Genomic DNA, 15754 nt, shown 5'->3' on the forward strand with positions numbered 1-15754 from the left:
CAAGACCAACACCGTCTACGACGAGACGACCGCCTGGTCACACCACCCCAACCACGCCACCGCTTGACATCCAAGCACCTGGGATGTCTTTGCGCTGGTTGGCGTGGGTGTGCTTTCCCGCATTGCGGGAGGTGGGCGCGAGATCTTGGACAGTTCCCGTTACGCGAAAACGGCAACTGTCCAAGATCTCGCATGGACGGCGCCCGGTTTACCCGATCAAGGTTGCGCGACGAGGATCTAGTCAGATCCGAGCAGGAAATGGCGCAGTGCAACACAACTCCCCCGCGACGATCGAACGATCCGGCCCACTCAGCCAGTCCGTGCCAGTTGCCCCGCTCAGGGGCCGGATGCTGCCGCCCACAACCGCCTATCTTCCAATTAGCGCCGCAATCACCGATTCTCCCCGCGGCGACTCGAACAGTGACTCGAGGACCTGCGCGTAGCTGCCACCTTGCGCGACCCGCTTCCGCTGGCCGTCGAGAACAGTCGCCACCTCGCTGGAGGCGGCGGGGCCACGCGCGGGGCCGCCAAGGCCCGCAGCCGAGCCGGCAGCCGGCGACCGCAGATCTGCGGTGCCATCCACCACGTTTGGATGTGGATCGCTCACCAGGCGTTCGACCTCCAGCCTGAGGGGGCACCGGCAAGGCCATTGCCCCACCGGCCACCTCGGCTGGTTCTCGACGCCACGGGCTCGGCGGTGACGGCATGCGGCACCGGCGTCGCGGCGAGGTCGGTGCCGGAATCCCGGGTCGGTGTCTCAGCCGCCGGAGTCGTCCAGCTCGGCGCCCTCGGGGACGGTGTCGTCGTCGCGGCTGGCCAGCCAGCCGTCGGGCAGGAAGACCTTGCCCGGGGAGTTGGTCCGCCCGCGCGGCTGGCCCAGCGTCTCCACCGGGAACGGCACCGCCGGGTCCAGCTTGCCGAGCAGGTCGTCCAGCTGGGCCAGGCTGTCGATCATCGCCAGGGCGCGGCGCAGCTCGCTGCCGATCGGGAAGCCCTTGAGGTACCAGGCGACGTGCTTGCGGAAGTCGGTGCAGCCGTCCTGCTCGCCCCGGGCCGGGTTGCGTGCCCCGGCGGTGAACTGGTCGACCAGCAGCTCGGCGTGCCGGCGCATGGTCACCGCCACCTCGCCGAGGTTGGGCAGCCGCCGCTCGGTGCGACCCGCGAAGGCGGCCTCCAGGTCGGCGAAGAGCCAGGGTCGGCCGAGGCAGCCGCGCCCGATCACCACCCCGTCGACGCCGGTGTGTGCCACCATCCGCAGCGCGTCGTCGGCCTCCCAGATGTCGCCGTTGCCGAGCACCGGCACGTCGAGCGCCTGCTTGAGGGTGGCGATGGCATCCCAGTCCGCGGTGCCCGAATAGCGCTGCGCGGCCGTACGCCCGTGCAGGGCGACCGCGGCGACGCCGGCCTCCTGCGCGGCGAGCCCCGCCTCGACGTACGTCAGGTGGTCGTCGTCGATGCCCTTGCGCATCTTGACCGTGACCGGCACGCCAGCGGGTGACGCGGCGTCCACCGCGGCCCGCACCAGGCGGGCGAAGAGCCGGCGTCGCCACGGCAGCGCCGCGCCGCCGCCACGGCGGGTGACCTTCGGCACCGGGCAGCCGAAGTTGAGGTCGATGTGGTCGGCGAGATTCTTCTCGACCACGATCCGCACGGCGGCGGCGGTGGTCTCCGGGTCGGTGCCGTAGAGCTGGAGGCTGCGTGGGCTCTCGTCCGCCCCGAACGCGATCATCCGCAGGGTCTTCGGATTCCGCTCGACCAGCGCGACCGTGGTGATCATCTCGCAGACGTAGATGCCACCGCCCTGTTCCCGACAGAGCTGGCGGAACCCGACATTGGTGATGCCAGCCATCGGCGCGAGCACCACCGGCGGCCACACCTGATGCCGCCCGATGGTCAGCGGGCGCAGGGCGGGAGCGGTCGTCGGCACGGTCCAAGTGTAAGGAAGGGCCCCTTCTTAACGTCTCGTGCATAGGAAGGGCCCCCTGTTAACGCGACGCATAACACACCCGGGCGGGCGTCGGGGCGTTGTCCACAGGAGGTCCGGCCATCCACAGGCGTGCCGGTCGGGCCGGACAGACGCGGCCGCGCCGCCGATGCTGCGCCTCATGCGTACGCACCCACCCGAGTTCGCCGACCTGGCCGAGCGGCAACAACAGATCGTCATCCGCGCCCAACTGCTGGCCGCGGGCTTCGACGACATGTACTTGTACCGGCAGACCCGGCGCGGCTTGTGGCAACGTGTCCTGCCCGCGACGTACGCCCTGGTCACCGGCACCCTGACCGATGAGCAGCGGCGGATCTCGGCGGCCCTGTACGCCGGGGCCGAGGCGCAGCTGACCGGCCTCGCCGCGCTGATCTGGTACGGCTTTCGGCAGAGCCCGCGTACCGACGCCGTACACCTGGTCGTGCCGCATCACGCGCGCCGCAAGTCCGCCGGCTACGCGGTGATCGCACGGACCATGGCCCTTGACGAGCGGGCCCGGACCACACCGCTCTACCCGGTGTGCTCACCGGCCCGCGCGGTGGTCGACGCGGCGCGCGACCTGCGGCAGCTGCGTCCGGTGCGAGCGGTCGTCGCCGAGGCCATCCAACGGGGGTACGCCGACCTCGCGTCCCTGGACGAGGAGATCCGCCGCGCTCGACGCAGCCGGACGGCGCTGATCCGAAAGGCGTTCTCCGAGGTGGCACAGGGCACCCGGTCGGCACCCGAAGCCGAGTTACGGGAGTGCCTCGCGGAGAGCCCGGTGCTGTCGGAGATCCACTGGAATCCGCGCCTGCGCGACGCGGGTGGCCGGTCGCTGCCGACGCCCGACGGTTATCTGCCCGACGCCGCAGTGGCGCTGGAGGTCGACTCGCAGGAGTACCACTACCGTCCGGGCGACTGGGCGCGCACGCTCGACCGGCACAACGAGCTGAGCCGTCGCGGTCTCCTCGTCCTGCACTTCACGCCGGCACAGATCCGCCGCGAACCGCGCCGGGTCCGGCAGATGGTGGAGGACGCGTACGAGTCCCGGCGCGGCCTCGGCGCCACCGTCCGGCTGTGGATCGACCCGCCGCACGCACCCGGACCCACGAGTACGTGAACGTGCCGCCGCGAGGTGGTGAGTGTTAATAAGGGGCCCTTCCTTACACCGTCAGCAGCCGGGGAGGTGGTCGATGAGGTAGCGCTCGACCTGGTCGAGCGGGATCCGCTCCTGGGTCATGGTGTCCCGGTTCCGCACGGTCACCGCGTTGTCGTCCAGGGTGTCGAAGTCGACGGTGACGCAGAACGGGGTGCCGATCTCGTCCTGGCGGCGGTAGCGGCGGCCGATCGCCTGCGAGTCGTCGAACTCGACCACCCAGCGCTTGCGCAGGTCGGCGGCGAGCTGCTTGGCCTTCGGCGAAAGCGCCTCGTTGCGGGACAGCGGCAGCACCGCCACCTTGACCGGGGCCAGCCGCGGGTCGAAGCGCATCACCGTCCGCTTGTCCACGCCGCCCTTGGTGTTCGGCGCCTCGTCCTCGTCGTACGCCTCCAGCAGGAACGCCAGCACCGCGCGGGTGAGGCCGGCGGCCGGCTCGATCACGTACGGGACCCACCGCTCGCCCTTGGTCTGGTCGAAGTACGACAGGTCGACGCCGGAGTGCTTGCTGTGCGTGGACAGGTCGAAGTCGGTGCGGTTGGCGATGCCCTCCAGCTCGGCGAACTCGGTGCCGCCGAACTGGAAGCGGTACTCGATGTCGACGGTGCGCTTCGAGTAGTGGGAGAGCTTCTCCTGGGGGTGCTCGAAGAAGCGCAGGTTCTCCTCGGACAGGCCGAGGTCAATGTACCAGTTCCAGCGCTGCTGGAGCCAGTACTCGTGCCACTGCTCGTCGGTGCCCGGCTCGACGAAGAACTCCATCTCCATCTGCTCGAACTCGCGGGTACGGAAGATGAAGTTGCCCGGGGTGATCTCGTTGCGGAACGACTTGCCGGTCTGCGCGATGCCGAACGGCGGCTTCTTGCGGGCGACCGTCTCCACGTTCTTGTAGTTGACGAAGATGCCCTGGGCGGTCTCCGGGCGCAGGTAGTGCAGGCCCTCGTCGCTCTCCACCGGGCCGAGGTAGGTCTTCATCAGGCCGTTGAACATCCGCGGCTCGGTGAAGGTGCCCTTGTTGCCGCAGTTGGGGCAGTTGAGCTCGGCCAGCGAGGCCGGCGGGCGGCCGTGCTTGGCCTCGTACGCCTCCTCCAGGTGGTCGGCGCGGAACCGCTTGTGGCAGGACTGGCACTCGGTCAGCGGGTCGACGAAGGCGTCCAGGTGACCCGAGGCGGCCCAGACGTCACGGGCCAGGATCACCGCGGAGTCCAGGCCCACCACGTCGTCGCGCTGCTGGACCATGGTCTTCCACCACTGGCGGCGGACGTTCTCCTTGAGTTCCACGCCGAGCGGACCGTAGTCCCACGCCGAGCGGGTGCCTCCGTAGATCTCGCTGGAGGGAAAGACGAAGCCCCGGCGCTTGGCGAGGCTGACGACGGCGTCGATACGGTCGGCTGGCATTTTTCCTCCTACGCCGACTGGCGGTCGGCGGGGACGTGGTGGGATGGCTGGAACAGTTGGGGACAACGGTACGACCGGTGCGCTCCCGGACCCAGCACATTACCTGCGGCCGGTCAGTTGACTCCGCAGACCTCCATGCCGCCCGTCTGCTGGTTCTGCTTGAGCACGACCTGCTGGCGCTCCTGGTTGCCGCCGGCGAAGGTCACCTCCACCGGCACGGTGAGCGCGACGCTGTCCACCTCGCCGACCCGGTAGGAGGCGATCTGCGGCTCGGCGGCCGTCCGGCGCTCGAACTCCTGCCGGGACTCGCGCCGCCTGGCGTCCTCGCAGAGCTGGTCGTACGCCCGGCCGAATTCGCCGTCGACCAGGGCGCGGTAGTAGTCGCCGGAAACCGTGCGGCCCTGCTCTTCGATCGCCTGCACCCCGCTGACCAGCAGCCCGACCACCGCCGCGCCGCCGCCACCGCAACAGAGCAGCAGAGCCAGCGCCCCGGCGCCGAGGCCGAGCCAGAGCCGGGACCGGCCACCCTCGGTCGGCGGTGCCGCGAACGGCGGGGCCACACCGGGCCCGGGCGGCGGGGCCGGTACGCCCGGCGCGGATCCGCCGGGAGGCGGGGGTGGGACGGAACCATCCAGCGGCGGGGCAGCGAAACCGTCGGGCGGCACGGCGCCAGAGCCACCGGTGGGCGGCGCGCCGGACGCGGCCGGCGGAACGCCGGTTTCGCCCGGGACCTGAGGTCCCTGCTGGCCGGGCAGCGAGGGGTGTGGTGGTGGGGCTGCCGGTCCGGGGTCGGTCATAGGAGCCACAGTAGTGCCCGACAGCTCAGCGGTAAGGACCCGCAGCCCGATCGCTGGCGACCACCACCACGTCCCCACCCGGCGCGGCGCTGGCCAACGCCTCGTACGCGGACGGCTCGTCGACGCTCTCGGCGAGCAGCGGCACCGCCGTGACCTTGACGTCGAAGCCGCCGAGGGCCCGACGGTAGGTGCCGACCGACTCCCACTCGGTGACCAGGCACCAGTGTCGGGGGTCGTCGAGTGCCCGGACCAGCTGCCCACGCAGGTAGCCGGGCCGGGCGGCGAGCGCCGTCAGGGCCGCGTGGGCCCGGGCGGTGAACGCCTCGGCCGCATCGTCGTCGACCACGAACCGGTTGGTCACGAGCACCGGGCTCTCCTCCTCGTAGAGTTTGTGGAATGCAGCGTACGCAGAGTGGGATCGCCCGCCGGCTGGCCCGGGCCAACCCGACGACGGTGTTCCTGGTCACCCTGCTCCTGGTGCTGGTCGCGTTCTTCACCCCGGGGGTGCTCGGCGGGCTGTTCACCCTGCTGCTCGCCGGCGCGGTGGCGGCTCTGCTGGTGACCACCTGGCGGGTGCAGACGCCACCGACCCGGGCGATCCGGCTGCTGGCGCTGACCCTGCTGGTCACCGCCGGCCTGGTGAAGCTGCTCTGACATGCAAGCATGCGTTTTTGACAATCATTGTCGTTGTCGCGGACAGTCGGTGTCATGACCTTCCGCTCGACCCCGCGCGCCCTGGCCGCCACCACGGCCACCCTGTTCGCCCTGGCCGGCGTCACCGCCTGCTCGACCGACGGCACCCCGGCCGGCGCCGACCCTGACCGGGTCGACGTGGTGGCCGGCTTCTATCCGCTGCAGTTCCTCGCCGAGCGGATCGGCGGCGACGCGGTGGCGGTGACCAACCTGGCCCGGCCCGGCGCCGAGCCGCACGACCTGGAGCTGAACCCGCGACAGGTCGGGCAGATCAGCGAGGCGAGCCTGGTCGTCTTCCTGCACGGCTTCCAGCCCGCCGTGGACGAGGCGGTGGAGCAGAACGCCGGTGACCGCGCCTTCGACGTGGCCACCGTGCAGCCGCTGCTGGACGCCACCGCCGGCGGCCACGACCATGACCACGAGGGCGAGGAGCACGCCGAGGAGCACGCCGACGGGGGTGGCTCGGACGGCGCGAAGGACCCGCACGTCTGGCTCGACCCGACCCGGCTGGCCACCATCGGTGACCAGCTCGCCGAGCGGCTGGGCACCGTCGACCCGGACCGGGCCGGCGAGTACACCGCACGGGCGGGTGCCCTGCGCACCGCGCTGGAGGAGCTCGACGCCGAGTTCACCGAGGGGCTGAAGACCTGCCAGCGCCGGGAGATCGTGGTCAGCCACACCGCGTTCGGCTACCTGGCGCAGAAGTACCAGCTGGAGCAGATCGCCGTCACCGGGCTGAGCCCGGAGGACGAGCCGTCGGCGCAACGACTGGCCGCGGCCATCGAGGAAGCCCGGGCGCACCAGGCCACCACCATCTTCTTCGAGACCCTGGTCAGCCCGAAGGTCGCCGAGACGATCGCCCGGGAGGTCGGCGCCCAGACCGCCGTACTCGATCCGATCGAGGGCCTGTCCACGGAGAACGGCGCGGACTACCTTTCGGTGATGCGCACCAACCTGCAGACCCTACGGACGGCGTTGAGCTGCTCGTGACCTCTGAAGTCATCACCGTCGCGCACGGGGTGGTCGGCTACGACGGCCGCCCCGTGCTCCGTGACGTCTCGCTGACCGTGACCGCCGGCGAGGTGGTCGCGATTCTCGGCGCCAACGGCTCCGGCAAGTCCACCCTGATCCGCGCCGTGCTCGGGCTGGTTCCGCTCAGCGCCGGCTCGGTGGCCCTGTTCGGCCGGCCGGCGCGCCGGTTCCGGCAGTGGCACCGCATCGGGTACGTCCCGCAGCGCCTCGGCGCGGGCAGCGGCGTACCGGCCACGGTGGCCGAGGTGGTCGCCTCCGGCCGGTTGGCCCGCCGGGGTGTCCTGCGCCCGCCGGGGCGCGCCGACCGGGAGGCCGTCGCCGAGGCGTTGCGCGCCGTCGGCCTGGCCAACCGGGCGAAGGATCCGGTGGCCACCCTCTCCGGTGGGCAGCAGCAGCGCACCCTGATCGCCCGCGCCCTGGCCGGCCGGCCGGAGCTGCTGGTGCTCGACGAGCCGACAGCCGGGGTGGACGCGGTCAGCCAGGAGGCGTTCGCCGGGGCGCTGCGCGGCTTCGTCGACGACGGGGGCACCGTGCTGCTGGTCGCCCACGAACTGGGCCCGCTGCGGCCGCTGATCAGCCGCGCGGTGGTCGTACACCAGGGGTTCATCGCGCACGACGGCGCGGTCCCGGAGCCGGCCGGGCACCACGCGGCGCCGGACCACGACCATGTGCACCCGCACGGTCCCGAGGAGCCCGCCGGGCTGTGGAGCACAAGGTGAGCCTCTTCCAGTACGACTTCATGCTGCGCGCCCTGGTCGGCGCGCTGATCATCGGCCTGGCCGCGCCGGCGCTCGGCATCTACCTGGTGCAGCGGCGGCTCGCGTTGATCGGGGACGGCATCGGGCACGTCGCGCTGACCGGCGTCGGCGCCGGCCTGCTCTTCCAGAAGTCCCCCGTGATCATGGCGGTGATCGCGGCCACCCTCGGCGCGATCGTCATCGAGCTGATCCGCGAACGCGGCCGTACCTCCGGTGACCTGGCCCTCGCCCTGCTCTTCTACGGCGGCATCGCCGGCGGCGTGGTCCTGGTCGGGCTCTCCGACAGCACCAGCGCCAACCTCAACGCGTACCTCTTCGGGGCGCTGACCACGACGTCCCAGGACGACCTGGTCACCATCGCGGTGCTCGGCGTGGCCGTGCTGGCCGCGATGATCGCGCTGCGACCCGCGCTGTTCGCGGTCTGCCACGACGAGGAGTACGCCCGGGTCTCGGGCCTGCCGGTGCGTACGCTCAACCTGCTGCTCGCGGTGACCACCGCGATCACGGTGACCATCGCGATGCGGGCGGTCGGCGTCCTGCTGATCAGCGCGTTGATGGTCGTCCCGGTGGCCACCGCCCAGCAGGTCACCCGGGGCTTCCGCGGCACCATGGCGGCGGCGATGGCGCTCGGCCTGTTCGCGGCCGGGGCGGGCATCTGGATGGCGGCGGTCGCCGACACCGCGCCCGGCGCCTCGGTGGTGGTGCTCGCGATCGCCTCGTTCATCGTGGTCGCCCTGCTCGCCGCCGGCTGGCGCCGGCTACGCCGGGAGCGGCCGGTGCCGGTGCCCGCGCCCGAACCGCACGAGGTGGTGCTCCGCGGATCCTGACCCCGGCGGTCGCCCCGGGGTTGGTTACCGTTGCAGGGTGACCAGCGGATCCAGCTACGACGCGTACGAGGGTGCCAGCGAACTTCTGCGCGCGCTCTCCGCGCCGATCCGGCTGGCCATCGTCAGCGAGCTGGCCGGCGGTGAGCGCTGCGTGCACGAACTGGTGGACAAGCTCGGCGTCGCGCAGCCGCTGGTCTCCCAGCACCTGCGGGTGCTCCGCGGGGCCGGCGTGGTGCGCGGTTCCCGACGGGGTCGGGAAATCGCGTACACCCTGGTTGACGAGCACGTGGCGCACATCGTGGCCGACGCGGTCAGCCACGCCGGGGAGGGCTCATGAGCGAGCAGATCATCAACCACAGCGGCGTGCGGCGAAGCGGAGTGCCGACATGAGCGAGAGCGGTGCGGCCGTCCGCAACACCCGCCAGCGCTCGGCGGTGAGCGCCCTACTGGCCGAGGTGGAAGGCTTCCACAGCGCCCAGGACCTGCACGCGATGCTGCGCGAGCGCGGCGAGCGGGTCGGCCTGACCACCGTCTACCGGACGTTGCAGGGCCTGGCCGACTCGGGCGAGATCGACGTGATGCGCCCGCCCGGCGGCGAACACCTCTACCGCAGGTGCAGCGAGGGGCACCACCACCACCTGGTCTGCCGGGCCTGCGGCCGGACGGTGGAGGTCGCCGGCCCCGCGGTGGAGGCCTGGGCCGACCGGGTAGCGGCCCAGCACGGCTACACCGACGTCAGCCACACCCTGGAAATCTTCGGCACCTGCCCCACCTGCGCCCGCTGATCCCGCCCCCACACCGGCCTCGCCGATCTTGCACTTTATGTCGGGACGAAGGCCGTCAAGACGGGCATATCCGCGACCGAAAGTGCATGATCGCCGGTGCGATGTGGGGCCAAGCTCGGGATGCCGGGCGGGGTGGGGCGTGGCAGGCTGACCGGCGTGAAGATCTACGCTGATCGTTTTCCGGCCGCGCTGCGGCAGTTCCTCACCGACCTGCTCGTCGTCGCCTGGGTGTACGCGACGATCCGGGGCGCGCTCTGGCTGCACGACCTGGTGCAGAAGCTGGCCGTACCCGGACAGAAGCTGGAGGGGGCCGGCGGCGGCCTGGCCGACAACCTCGCCGAGGCCGGCGGAAAGGTCGGCCGGGTGCCGCTGGTGGGCGGCGAGTTGACCGCACCCTTCGAGCGGGCGGCCGGCGCGGCCCGCTCGCTCGCCGAGGCCGGGCGCGACCAGCAGGAACTCGTCGACCAGCTGGCCCTGGCACTGGCCGTCGGGATGCTGATCGTGCCGCTCGGGTTGGTGCTGTTCGGCTGGCTGCCGCTGCGGGTGCGTTGGATGCGCCGGGCCGGCTCGGCGGCGGCGCTGGCCGCCGCGCCCGCCGGCCGCGACCTGCTGGCCTTGCGCGCCCTGGCCGGGCAGCCGCTGCGCCGGCTGACCCGGATCGCCCCCGACGTGGCCGAGGCGTGGCGGCGCGGCGACGACGCCACCGTGGACGCCCTGGCCGCGCTGGAACTGCGCCGCCTCGGTCTCCGCGACCCCCGCCCCTGACGCGTCCGTCAGTCGGTGGCCAGGACCTCGCGGAGCTTCGCGGCGAACTCCTCGGGCTTGCCGGCGTAACCGAACTCACCACCGAGGAAGCCCCCGTGATGGCTCGGGAACACCGTCGCCTGCTGGCCGAGCAGGGCCGCGGTGCCGAGCGCGGTACGCGCGGTGTACGTTCCCGTCGACTCCTCGCCGACCGCGATCACGATCCGGGTCGACGCCGCCGTGAGCAGGCTCGGATCCGGGCGATAGTCGGTGATCGCCCACGAGTTCTTCGACAACAGCGGATCGTCACGGGTGCCGTCGTCACCGGTCGGCATGCCGAAGGTCGCCGGGTCGGGCGCGGGCTGGGCGAAGTAGTCCTCGGTGAACTCGCCCTGCCAGGACGTCATCGCGATGAACGCGGCCATGCCCGCGCCGAAGCCGTTCGCCTGGTACGCCTCGTGGAACGCGGCCCGGGCACGCTCGGCGCCTTCCGCATCGGGAAGCACCGCGTTGATCGGTGGCTCGTGCGCCACCAGCGTGACGACGTCGCCGGGGTGGGTCGCGACCAGTTCGAGGGCGGTCACCGCGCCGCCACTGCTCGCGAAGACCTCGACCGGACCCGCGTCGAGCGCCTCGATCAACAGGTGCAGGTCGGCCGCCTGCTGCTGCGGCGTGTTGTCCGACCGGCCGTCGGTGCGGATGCTGCGGCCCAGGCCGCGCGGGTCATAGGTGACAACCGTACGGTCCGTGAAGTTGGCGGCGAGGGCGGCAAAGCCCTCCGCCGTCATCGGCTGACCGGTCATGAGTAGCGCCGGCCGACCGCCAGCCGGCGGGAGCGGTCCGCGCACGTCGTAGACCAGGTCCACGCCGGGTACGGCGAGCGTGCGGGTCTGTGTCGTCGTCATGACGGTGACCCTAAGGTCCAGCTACGACATGTGCCGTCAACCGACGCCGAGGCGGATTGAGGCGATCGTTGTCCGGGTTCTGCCGCAGGGCGGCCAAGGCTCGACACGGGCCCTATGCGGGTGGGGGGATGTGGCGGCGGGCGTCGTCGGTGACGGTGGAGGGGCCGGGGGTCCAGGGGGCGACCCAGGGGAGGTCGTCGGGCGGGGTGATCACGCCGTCCTCCACGGCGGCGTAGCGGCCGGCGAGGATGCGTTTGGCCGCCGCCACGTCGACCGAGTCGGTGTTCTCCCACAGGGCGGTGAACAGCGCGTCGACCCGGACCCGGGCCTGGCGGCAGAACAGGTCGGCCAGCTCGACGTTCTCCGGTCGCTCCGGCCGCTGCGCGGACGCCCGGACGCAGACCGCGCTCATCGCGAACAACTCGGCCCCGATGTCCACCACCCGGCCGAGGAACGCCTGCTTGCGCTCCAGCTTGCCCTGCCAGCGGGACATCGCGTAGAAGGTGGACCGGGCCAGCTTCCGGGAGGCCCGCTCGACGTAGCGCAGGTGCCCGGCCAGCGGGCCGAACTCGGCGTACCCCATCGGTTGCTGCCCCTTGCCGACCGCGAGGGTCGGCAGCCACCGCGCGTAGAACGCGCCGGCCCGCGCGCCCGCCTTCGCCTTGCGGCCGAGCCCGGCCTCGGGGTCGATGATGTCCCCGGCGACGGAGAGGTGCGCGTCCACCGCCTCGCGGGCGATGAGCAGGTGCATGATCTCGGTGGAGCCCTCGAAGATCCGGTTGATCCGCAGATCACGCAGGATCTGCTCCACCGCCGCCGGGCGCTCGCCCCGGGCGGCCAGCGAATCGGCCGTCTCGTACCCCCGGCCACCCCGGATCTGGACCAACTCGTCGACGATTCGCCAGGCCATCTCGCTGGCGTAGAGCTTCACCAGCGCCGCCTCGATCCGGATGTCGTTGCGGTCGTCGTCGGCGAGCAGACAGCAGAGATCCAGCATGGTCTCCATGCCGTACGTGGTCGCGGCGATGAAGGACAGCTTCTGCGCGACCGCCTCGTGTTCACCGACCGGCCGGCCCCACTGGACCCGGTCGGCGGACCACTCGCGGGCCACGTTCAGCGCCCACTTGCCGGCGCCGACGCACATCGCCGGCAACGACAGCCGGCCGGTGTTCAGCGTGCTCAGGGCGATCCGGAGGCCCTTGCCCTCGCCGCCGATGACGTTCTCCTTCGGCACGAAGACGTCGTGGAAGCGGGTGAGGCTGTTCTCCAGGCCGCGCAGGCCGACGAAGCCGTTGCGCCGCTCGACGGTGATGCCCTCGGCGTCGCCGTCGACCACGAACGCGGTGATGCCACCTCGGCGGCCCTCGGCTGCCGGCACCCGGGCCATCACCACGAGCAGGGTGGCCACCGTGCCGTTGGTGGCCCACAGCTTGACGCCGTTGAGCCGGTAGCCGGTGCCATCGGGGGTCGGCTCCGCCGTGGTCGCCAGCCGGGCCGGGTCGGAACCCACGTCCGGCTCGGTGAGCAGGAACGCGGAGACCTCGCCGGCCGCCAGCCGGGGCAGGAACCGCTGCTTCTGCTCGGCGGTGCCGAACATCTTCAACGGCTGCGGTACGCCGATCGACTGGTGCGCGGAGAGCAGCGCGCCGATCGCCGGGCTGACCGAGCCGACCAGCATCAACGCCCGGCAGTAGTGCAGGTTGCTCAGCCCGACCCCGCCGTACTCCTGGCCGATCTTCATGCCGAACGCGCCGAGTCGGGCCAACCCCTGGAACACCTCGTCGGGGATGCGCGCGTCCCGTTCGATCGCCGAGCCGTCCACCTCGGCGGCGACGTACTCGCGGAGCCGGCCGAGGAACTCCGCCGCCCGTTCCTCCTCGGCGGGGTCGGGCCGGGGCCACGGGTCGATCAGGTCGAGCCGCAGCCGGCCCAGGAAGAGTTCCTTGCCGAAGCTCGGCCGATCCCAGGTGGTCTGCCGGGCCGCCTCGGCGACCTGACGAGCCTCCTTCTCGGACACCTGCGTTTCGGACGCCTGCGTTTCGGGCGCCGGGCTCGCCGCGCCGGGCGGCGGGTCGACGCTACGGCTGTCATTGGCTGATGGACGGTGATTCTCGGCGATGGCCACGGCAAACCCCCGGGCTGGATCCGGCACTCGGACTGTTCCGCCTGCTCAGCAGGTTACCCGCGTTCGTTACCCAAAGGTAGCCACGGTTTATCCACAAAGCTCGCTCAGCCCACGGTGAGCCCGCTCGGATCCTCGTCGTCGTCGATGTCGTCGTCACCCCAGTTGCGCCGGGAGAACGGCAGGACCACCCAGAAGGTGAGGAACCAGAGCCCGGTGACCGCGCAGAGCAGGAAGGCGATCGGCCGGGCGAGCACGAAGTCGCTGACCAACAGCACCGCGCTGACCATCGAGACCAGCATGAAGCCGAGCCCGGCGGTGGCCATCCGGTGCGCGAAGCGCACCAACTCGGGCTTGCGCCCCTGCCGGAACAGCGCCCGGTGGAACGCCACCGGCGAAATGATCATTGCGGTGGCGCCGGCCGCCGCGAGCAGCGCGACGATGTACACGTCCCGCTGGAACGGGGTGGTACGCGTGAAGCCGTTGCTGAACGGCAGGGTGAGCAGGAAGGCGAAGAGGATCTGCACGCCGGTCTGCGCGACCCGCAACTCCTGTAGCAGATCGGCGAAGTTGCGCTGCCACCGCTGCTTCTCGGTTTCCTTCGACACCGCGGACCTCCGGGGGTACGACCTCCGCCGGCCCGACTTCCGCCGCCCGGCGGCAGGCTGATGCCCCGCGCCGGGTGACGCGAAACCGACTCAGCGCCAGCGCCGGTCCGGTCGAGCCGGCCGGCGACCCCGGGCACCGGCTGCGGCAGCCCCGTTCAGGAGCCCCGGCGGATCCGTCCCGCGTACCGGGCCTCCAGGGCGTCATTGTGCGCGTCGCCGCCGGCGATGTTCGCCGACAGGTAGACCGGCGGGCGCTCGCCCGCGGCGAGCAGCCGGGCCACCACCTCGACCACGATCTGCTGGGCGAGCAGCGCCGCGGTGATCGAGGAGACCGCGCCGACCGCGCCGCCACCCGGCAGCGGCAGCGTGGCGTCGCCGTACGGGGCGCCGTTGTCCAGCACGACGTCGGCGAAATCGGCGAGCTTGCGGCCGGACGGGTGTCGGGACTCCATCCGCGCCGAGTGCTCCGCGGAGGTGATCGCCACCAGCCCGTGACCGCGCTGCCGGACCAGCGACGCGAACTCCACCATCGCGCCGTTGACGCCGGAGTTCGAGGCGAGCACGAAGACGTCCCGCGGGCCGATCGGGGCGAGGTCGTAGAGGCGGTGGGCGACCGACGGATCCCGCTCGAGCTTCGGTCCCAGCACGTCGGCCGGCTCCCCACCGTGCAGCACCAGGTCGCGCAGGGCGATCCGGTTGGTCGGTACCAGCCCGCCGGCCCGGCCAGCGATCTCCATCGCCAGGGCCTCGGAGTGACCGGTGCCGAAGGCGTGCACCACGCCGTCGGCCCGGATCGCCTCGGCGATCAGGTCGGCGGCCCGGGCCACCTGCTCCCGCTGGCTCTGCGCCACCCGGTCCAGGGTCGCGGTCACCGTGGCCAGGTAGCCCTCGGCACTCAGCGTCATGCTCTCTCCGCTCCTCGAATTTTCCGGCCGCTTGCCGGTCCCCTTCCGCCGGCACTGTGCTTCGGCTCCGTGCCGCCGTGCGGCACCGCCGACCCGCTCAGGCGGCCGGGCGTACCCGGGCCAGGATCGCCTCGACCAGCGGCGCCGGCGCCTCGTCCGGGATCCAGTGGCTGACCCCGGGCAGTTCGACGAACCGGTAGTCCCCGACCACGTGGGCGGCGCACGCCTCGGCGGCGGGACGCCCGATGGCGACGTCCCGATCGCTCCACACGTAGCTGGTCGGCACCGTCACCGGGCCGGTCGCCGCCAGCTCCGCCCGGTACATCGCCCGGTACCAGTTCAGCGCCGCGGTCAACGCGCCCGGCTCGCGCATCGGATCGGCGTACGCGGCCACCCGCGCCGCGTCGCCGACCCCGTGCAGCAGCCGACGCAGCCCAGTGGCACCCAGGGCCAGCAGCGTCTTCTCGGCCACCCCCGGCTGCCGGAACAGCAGCATGTACGCCGAGCGCGCCTTCTGCTGTGGGTCCTCGGCCAGCGCGTGCGCCATGGCGGCCGGGTGCGGCACGGAGACCGCGGTCAGCGTGCGTACCCGGTCGGGGTGGCCGGCGGCCAGCGCCCACCCGACGACCGCGCCCCAGTCGTGCCCCACGACGTGCGCGGTGGCGACGCCGAGGGCGTCCAGCACGGCCACCGCGTCGGCGACCAGCTCCGCCAGCCGGTACGCCTCGACGGCCTCGGGCCGGGCGCCGGGCGAGTAACCCCGCTGGTCCAGGGCGTACGTGCGCAGCCCTGCGGCGTGCAGCGCGGGCGCCACGTCGATCCACTCGCCGGAATGCTGCGGGAAGCCGTGCAGCAGCAGCACCGGTTCGCCGGGCTCGGGGCCACCGGCGGTGACGTCGAACCGCAGACCTCGGGCCTCGATGCGCATAGCCGGCACCCTACCCATCCACCCCAACCACCGCCCGCACCACGCCAGCGCCACAACCCACACGGCCGATCATGAAGTTGGCGGGCGCTTCGGAGATCAAACCGCCCGCCAACTTCATGATCAACAGGGCGGGACC

17 protein-coding genes are annotated in these 15754 nt (G+C 72.0%); 8 read left to right on the forward strand and 9 right to left on the reverse strand.

All coding sequences use genetic code 11. The features are described from left to right. Nucleotides 1–757 precede the first annotated feature (757 nt). A complete protein-coding gene (gene dusB, locus AB0M52_RS16530; protein WP_363954036.1) occupies nucleotides 758–1927 on the reverse strand; it encodes a tRNA dihydrouridine synthase DusB in 1170 nt (389 codons plus the stop codon). A gap of 178 nt (nucleotides 1928–2105) precedes the next feature. Here dusB and AB0M52_RS16535 point away from each other — a divergent pair, with 178 nt between their 5' ends. Beyond that, on the forward strand, nucleotides 2106–3083 hold the full coding sequence (locus AB0M52_RS16535) for a type IV toxin-antitoxin system AbiEi family antitoxin domain-containing protein (protein ID WP_363954038.1): 978 nt from the start codon (nucleotides 2106–2108) through the stop codon (nucleotides 3081–3083). Nucleotides 3084–3134: 51 nt separating this feature from the next. On the opposite strand, the gene AB0M52_RS16540 is transcribed toward AB0M52_RS16535, so the two are convergent. The 3 genes from AB0M52_RS16540 to AB0M52_RS16550 all read right to left on the reverse strand — a co-directional run bounded on the left by AB0M52_RS16540 (nucleotide 3135) and on the right by AB0M52_RS16550 (nucleotide 5678). Beyond that, nucleotides 3135–4514, reverse strand: a complete 1380-nt coding sequence (locus AB0M52_RS16540; protein ID WP_363954040.1) for a glycine--tRNA ligase — start codon at nucleotides 4512–4514, stop codon at nucleotides 3135–3137. Nucleotides 4515–4627: 113 nt separating this feature from the next. After that, nucleotides 4628–5149 (reverse strand): hypothetical protein, encoded by a 522-nt coding sequence (locus tag AB0M52_RS16545; protein WP_363954063.1) that lies wholly within the window; start codon nucleotides 5147–5149, stop codon nucleotides 4628–4630. Nucleotides 5150–5336: 187 nt separating this feature from the next. After that, a complete protein-coding gene (locus AB0M52_RS16550; protein ID WP_111218841.1) occupies nucleotides 5337–5678 on the reverse strand; it encodes an antibiotic biosynthesis monooxygenase family protein in 342 nt (113 codons plus the stop codon). Nucleotides 5679–5707: 29 nt separating this feature from the next. On the opposite strand from AB0M52_RS16550, the gene AB0M52_RS16555 reads away from it, so the two are divergent. From AB0M52_RS16555 to AB0M52_RS16585, 7 genes are all read left to right on the forward strand, one after another. After that, nucleotides 5708–5965 (forward strand): hypothetical protein, encoded by a 258-nt coding sequence (locus tag AB0M52_RS16555; protein ID WP_111218839.1) that lies wholly within the window; start codon nucleotides 5708–5710, stop codon nucleotides 5963–5965. A 54-nt stretch (nucleotides 5966–6019) separates the two neighbouring features. Then, nucleotides 6020–6994 carry a metal ABC transporter substrate-binding protein gene (locus tag AB0M52_RS16560; protein WP_363954042.1) on the forward strand — a complete coding sequence of 325 codons (975 nt, stop codon included), beginning with the start codon at nucleotides 6020–6022 and terminating at the stop codon, nucleotides 6992–6994. Next, nucleotides 6991–7755, forward strand: a complete 765-nt coding sequence (locus AB0M52_RS16565; RefSeq protein WP_363954044.1) for an ABC transporter ATP-binding protein — start codon at nucleotides 6991–6993, stop codon at nucleotides 7753–7755. Before AB0M52_RS16560 ends, AB0M52_RS16565 begins: the two co-directional genes overlap by 4 nt. After that, on the forward strand, nucleotides 7752–8621 hold the full coding sequence (locus AB0M52_RS16570) for a metal ABC transporter permease (protein ID WP_363954046.1): 870 nt from the start codon (nucleotides 7752–7754) through the stop codon (nucleotides 8619–8621). The genes AB0M52_RS16565 and AB0M52_RS16570 overlap by 4 nt, the downstream gene beginning before the upstream one ends. A gap of 37 nt (nucleotides 8622–8658) precedes the next feature. Continuing rightward, on the forward strand, nucleotides 8659–8958 hold the full coding sequence (locus AB0M52_RS16575) for a metalloregulator ArsR/SmtB family transcription factor (RefSeq protein WP_204005657.1): 300 nt from the start codon (nucleotides 8659–8661) through the stop codon (nucleotides 8956–8958). Between the two features lie 49 nt (nucleotides 8959–9007). Then, a complete protein-coding gene (locus AB0M52_RS16580; protein ID WP_363954049.1) occupies nucleotides 9008–9406 on the forward strand; it encodes a Fur family transcriptional regulator in 399 nt (132 codons plus the stop codon). A gap of 156 nt (nucleotides 9407–9562) precedes the next feature. Next, nucleotides 9563–10171, forward strand: a complete 609-nt coding sequence (locus tag AB0M52_RS16585; RefSeq protein ID WP_363954051.1) for a hypothetical protein — start codon at nucleotides 9563–9565, stop codon at nucleotides 10169–10171. A gap of 8 nt (nucleotides 10172–10179) precedes the next feature. On the opposite strand, the gene AB0M52_RS16590 is transcribed toward AB0M52_RS16585, so the two are convergent. The 5 genes from AB0M52_RS16590 to AB0M52_RS16610 form a co-directional block, all read right to left on the reverse strand. Continuing rightward, a complete protein-coding gene (locus tag AB0M52_RS16590; protein ID WP_363954053.1) occupies nucleotides 10180–11055 on the reverse strand; it encodes an alpha/beta hydrolase in 876 nt (291 codons plus the stop codon). 112 nt (nucleotides 11056–11167) lie between these two features. Further along, nucleotides 11168–13072 (reverse strand): acyl-CoA dehydrogenase family protein, encoded by a 1905-nt coding sequence (locus AB0M52_RS16595; protein ID WP_363954055.1) that lies wholly within the window; start codon nucleotides 13070–13072, stop codon nucleotides 11168–11170. Between the two features lie 212 nt (nucleotides 13073–13284). Beyond that, complete coding sequence (locus tag AB0M52_RS16600; protein ID WP_363954057.1) at nucleotides 13285–13785, reverse strand: DUF6328 family protein; 501 nt, start codon at nucleotides 13783–13785, stop codon at nucleotides 13285–13287. A 155-nt stretch (nucleotides 13786–13940) separates the two neighbouring features. Continuing rightward, nucleotides 13941–14690, reverse strand: coding sequence for an SIS domain-containing protein (locus AB0M52_RS16605; protein WP_363954059.1), 750 nt, complete (start codon nucleotides 14688–14690; stop codon nucleotides 13941–13943). A gap of 97 nt (nucleotides 14691–14787) precedes the next feature. Then, nucleotides 14788–15618, reverse strand: coding sequence for an alpha/beta fold hydrolase (locus tag AB0M52_RS16610; protein ID WP_363954061.1), 831 nt, complete (start codon nucleotides 15616–15618; stop codon nucleotides 14788–14790). Between the last annotated feature and the right edge of the window lie 136 nt (nucleotides 15619–15754).

It is taken from the genome of Micromonospora sp. NPDC051296 (assembly GCF_040682255.1).
GTDB lineage: Bacteria > Actinomycetota > Actinomycetes > Mycobacteriales > Micromonosporaceae > Micromonospora > Micromonospora craterilacus.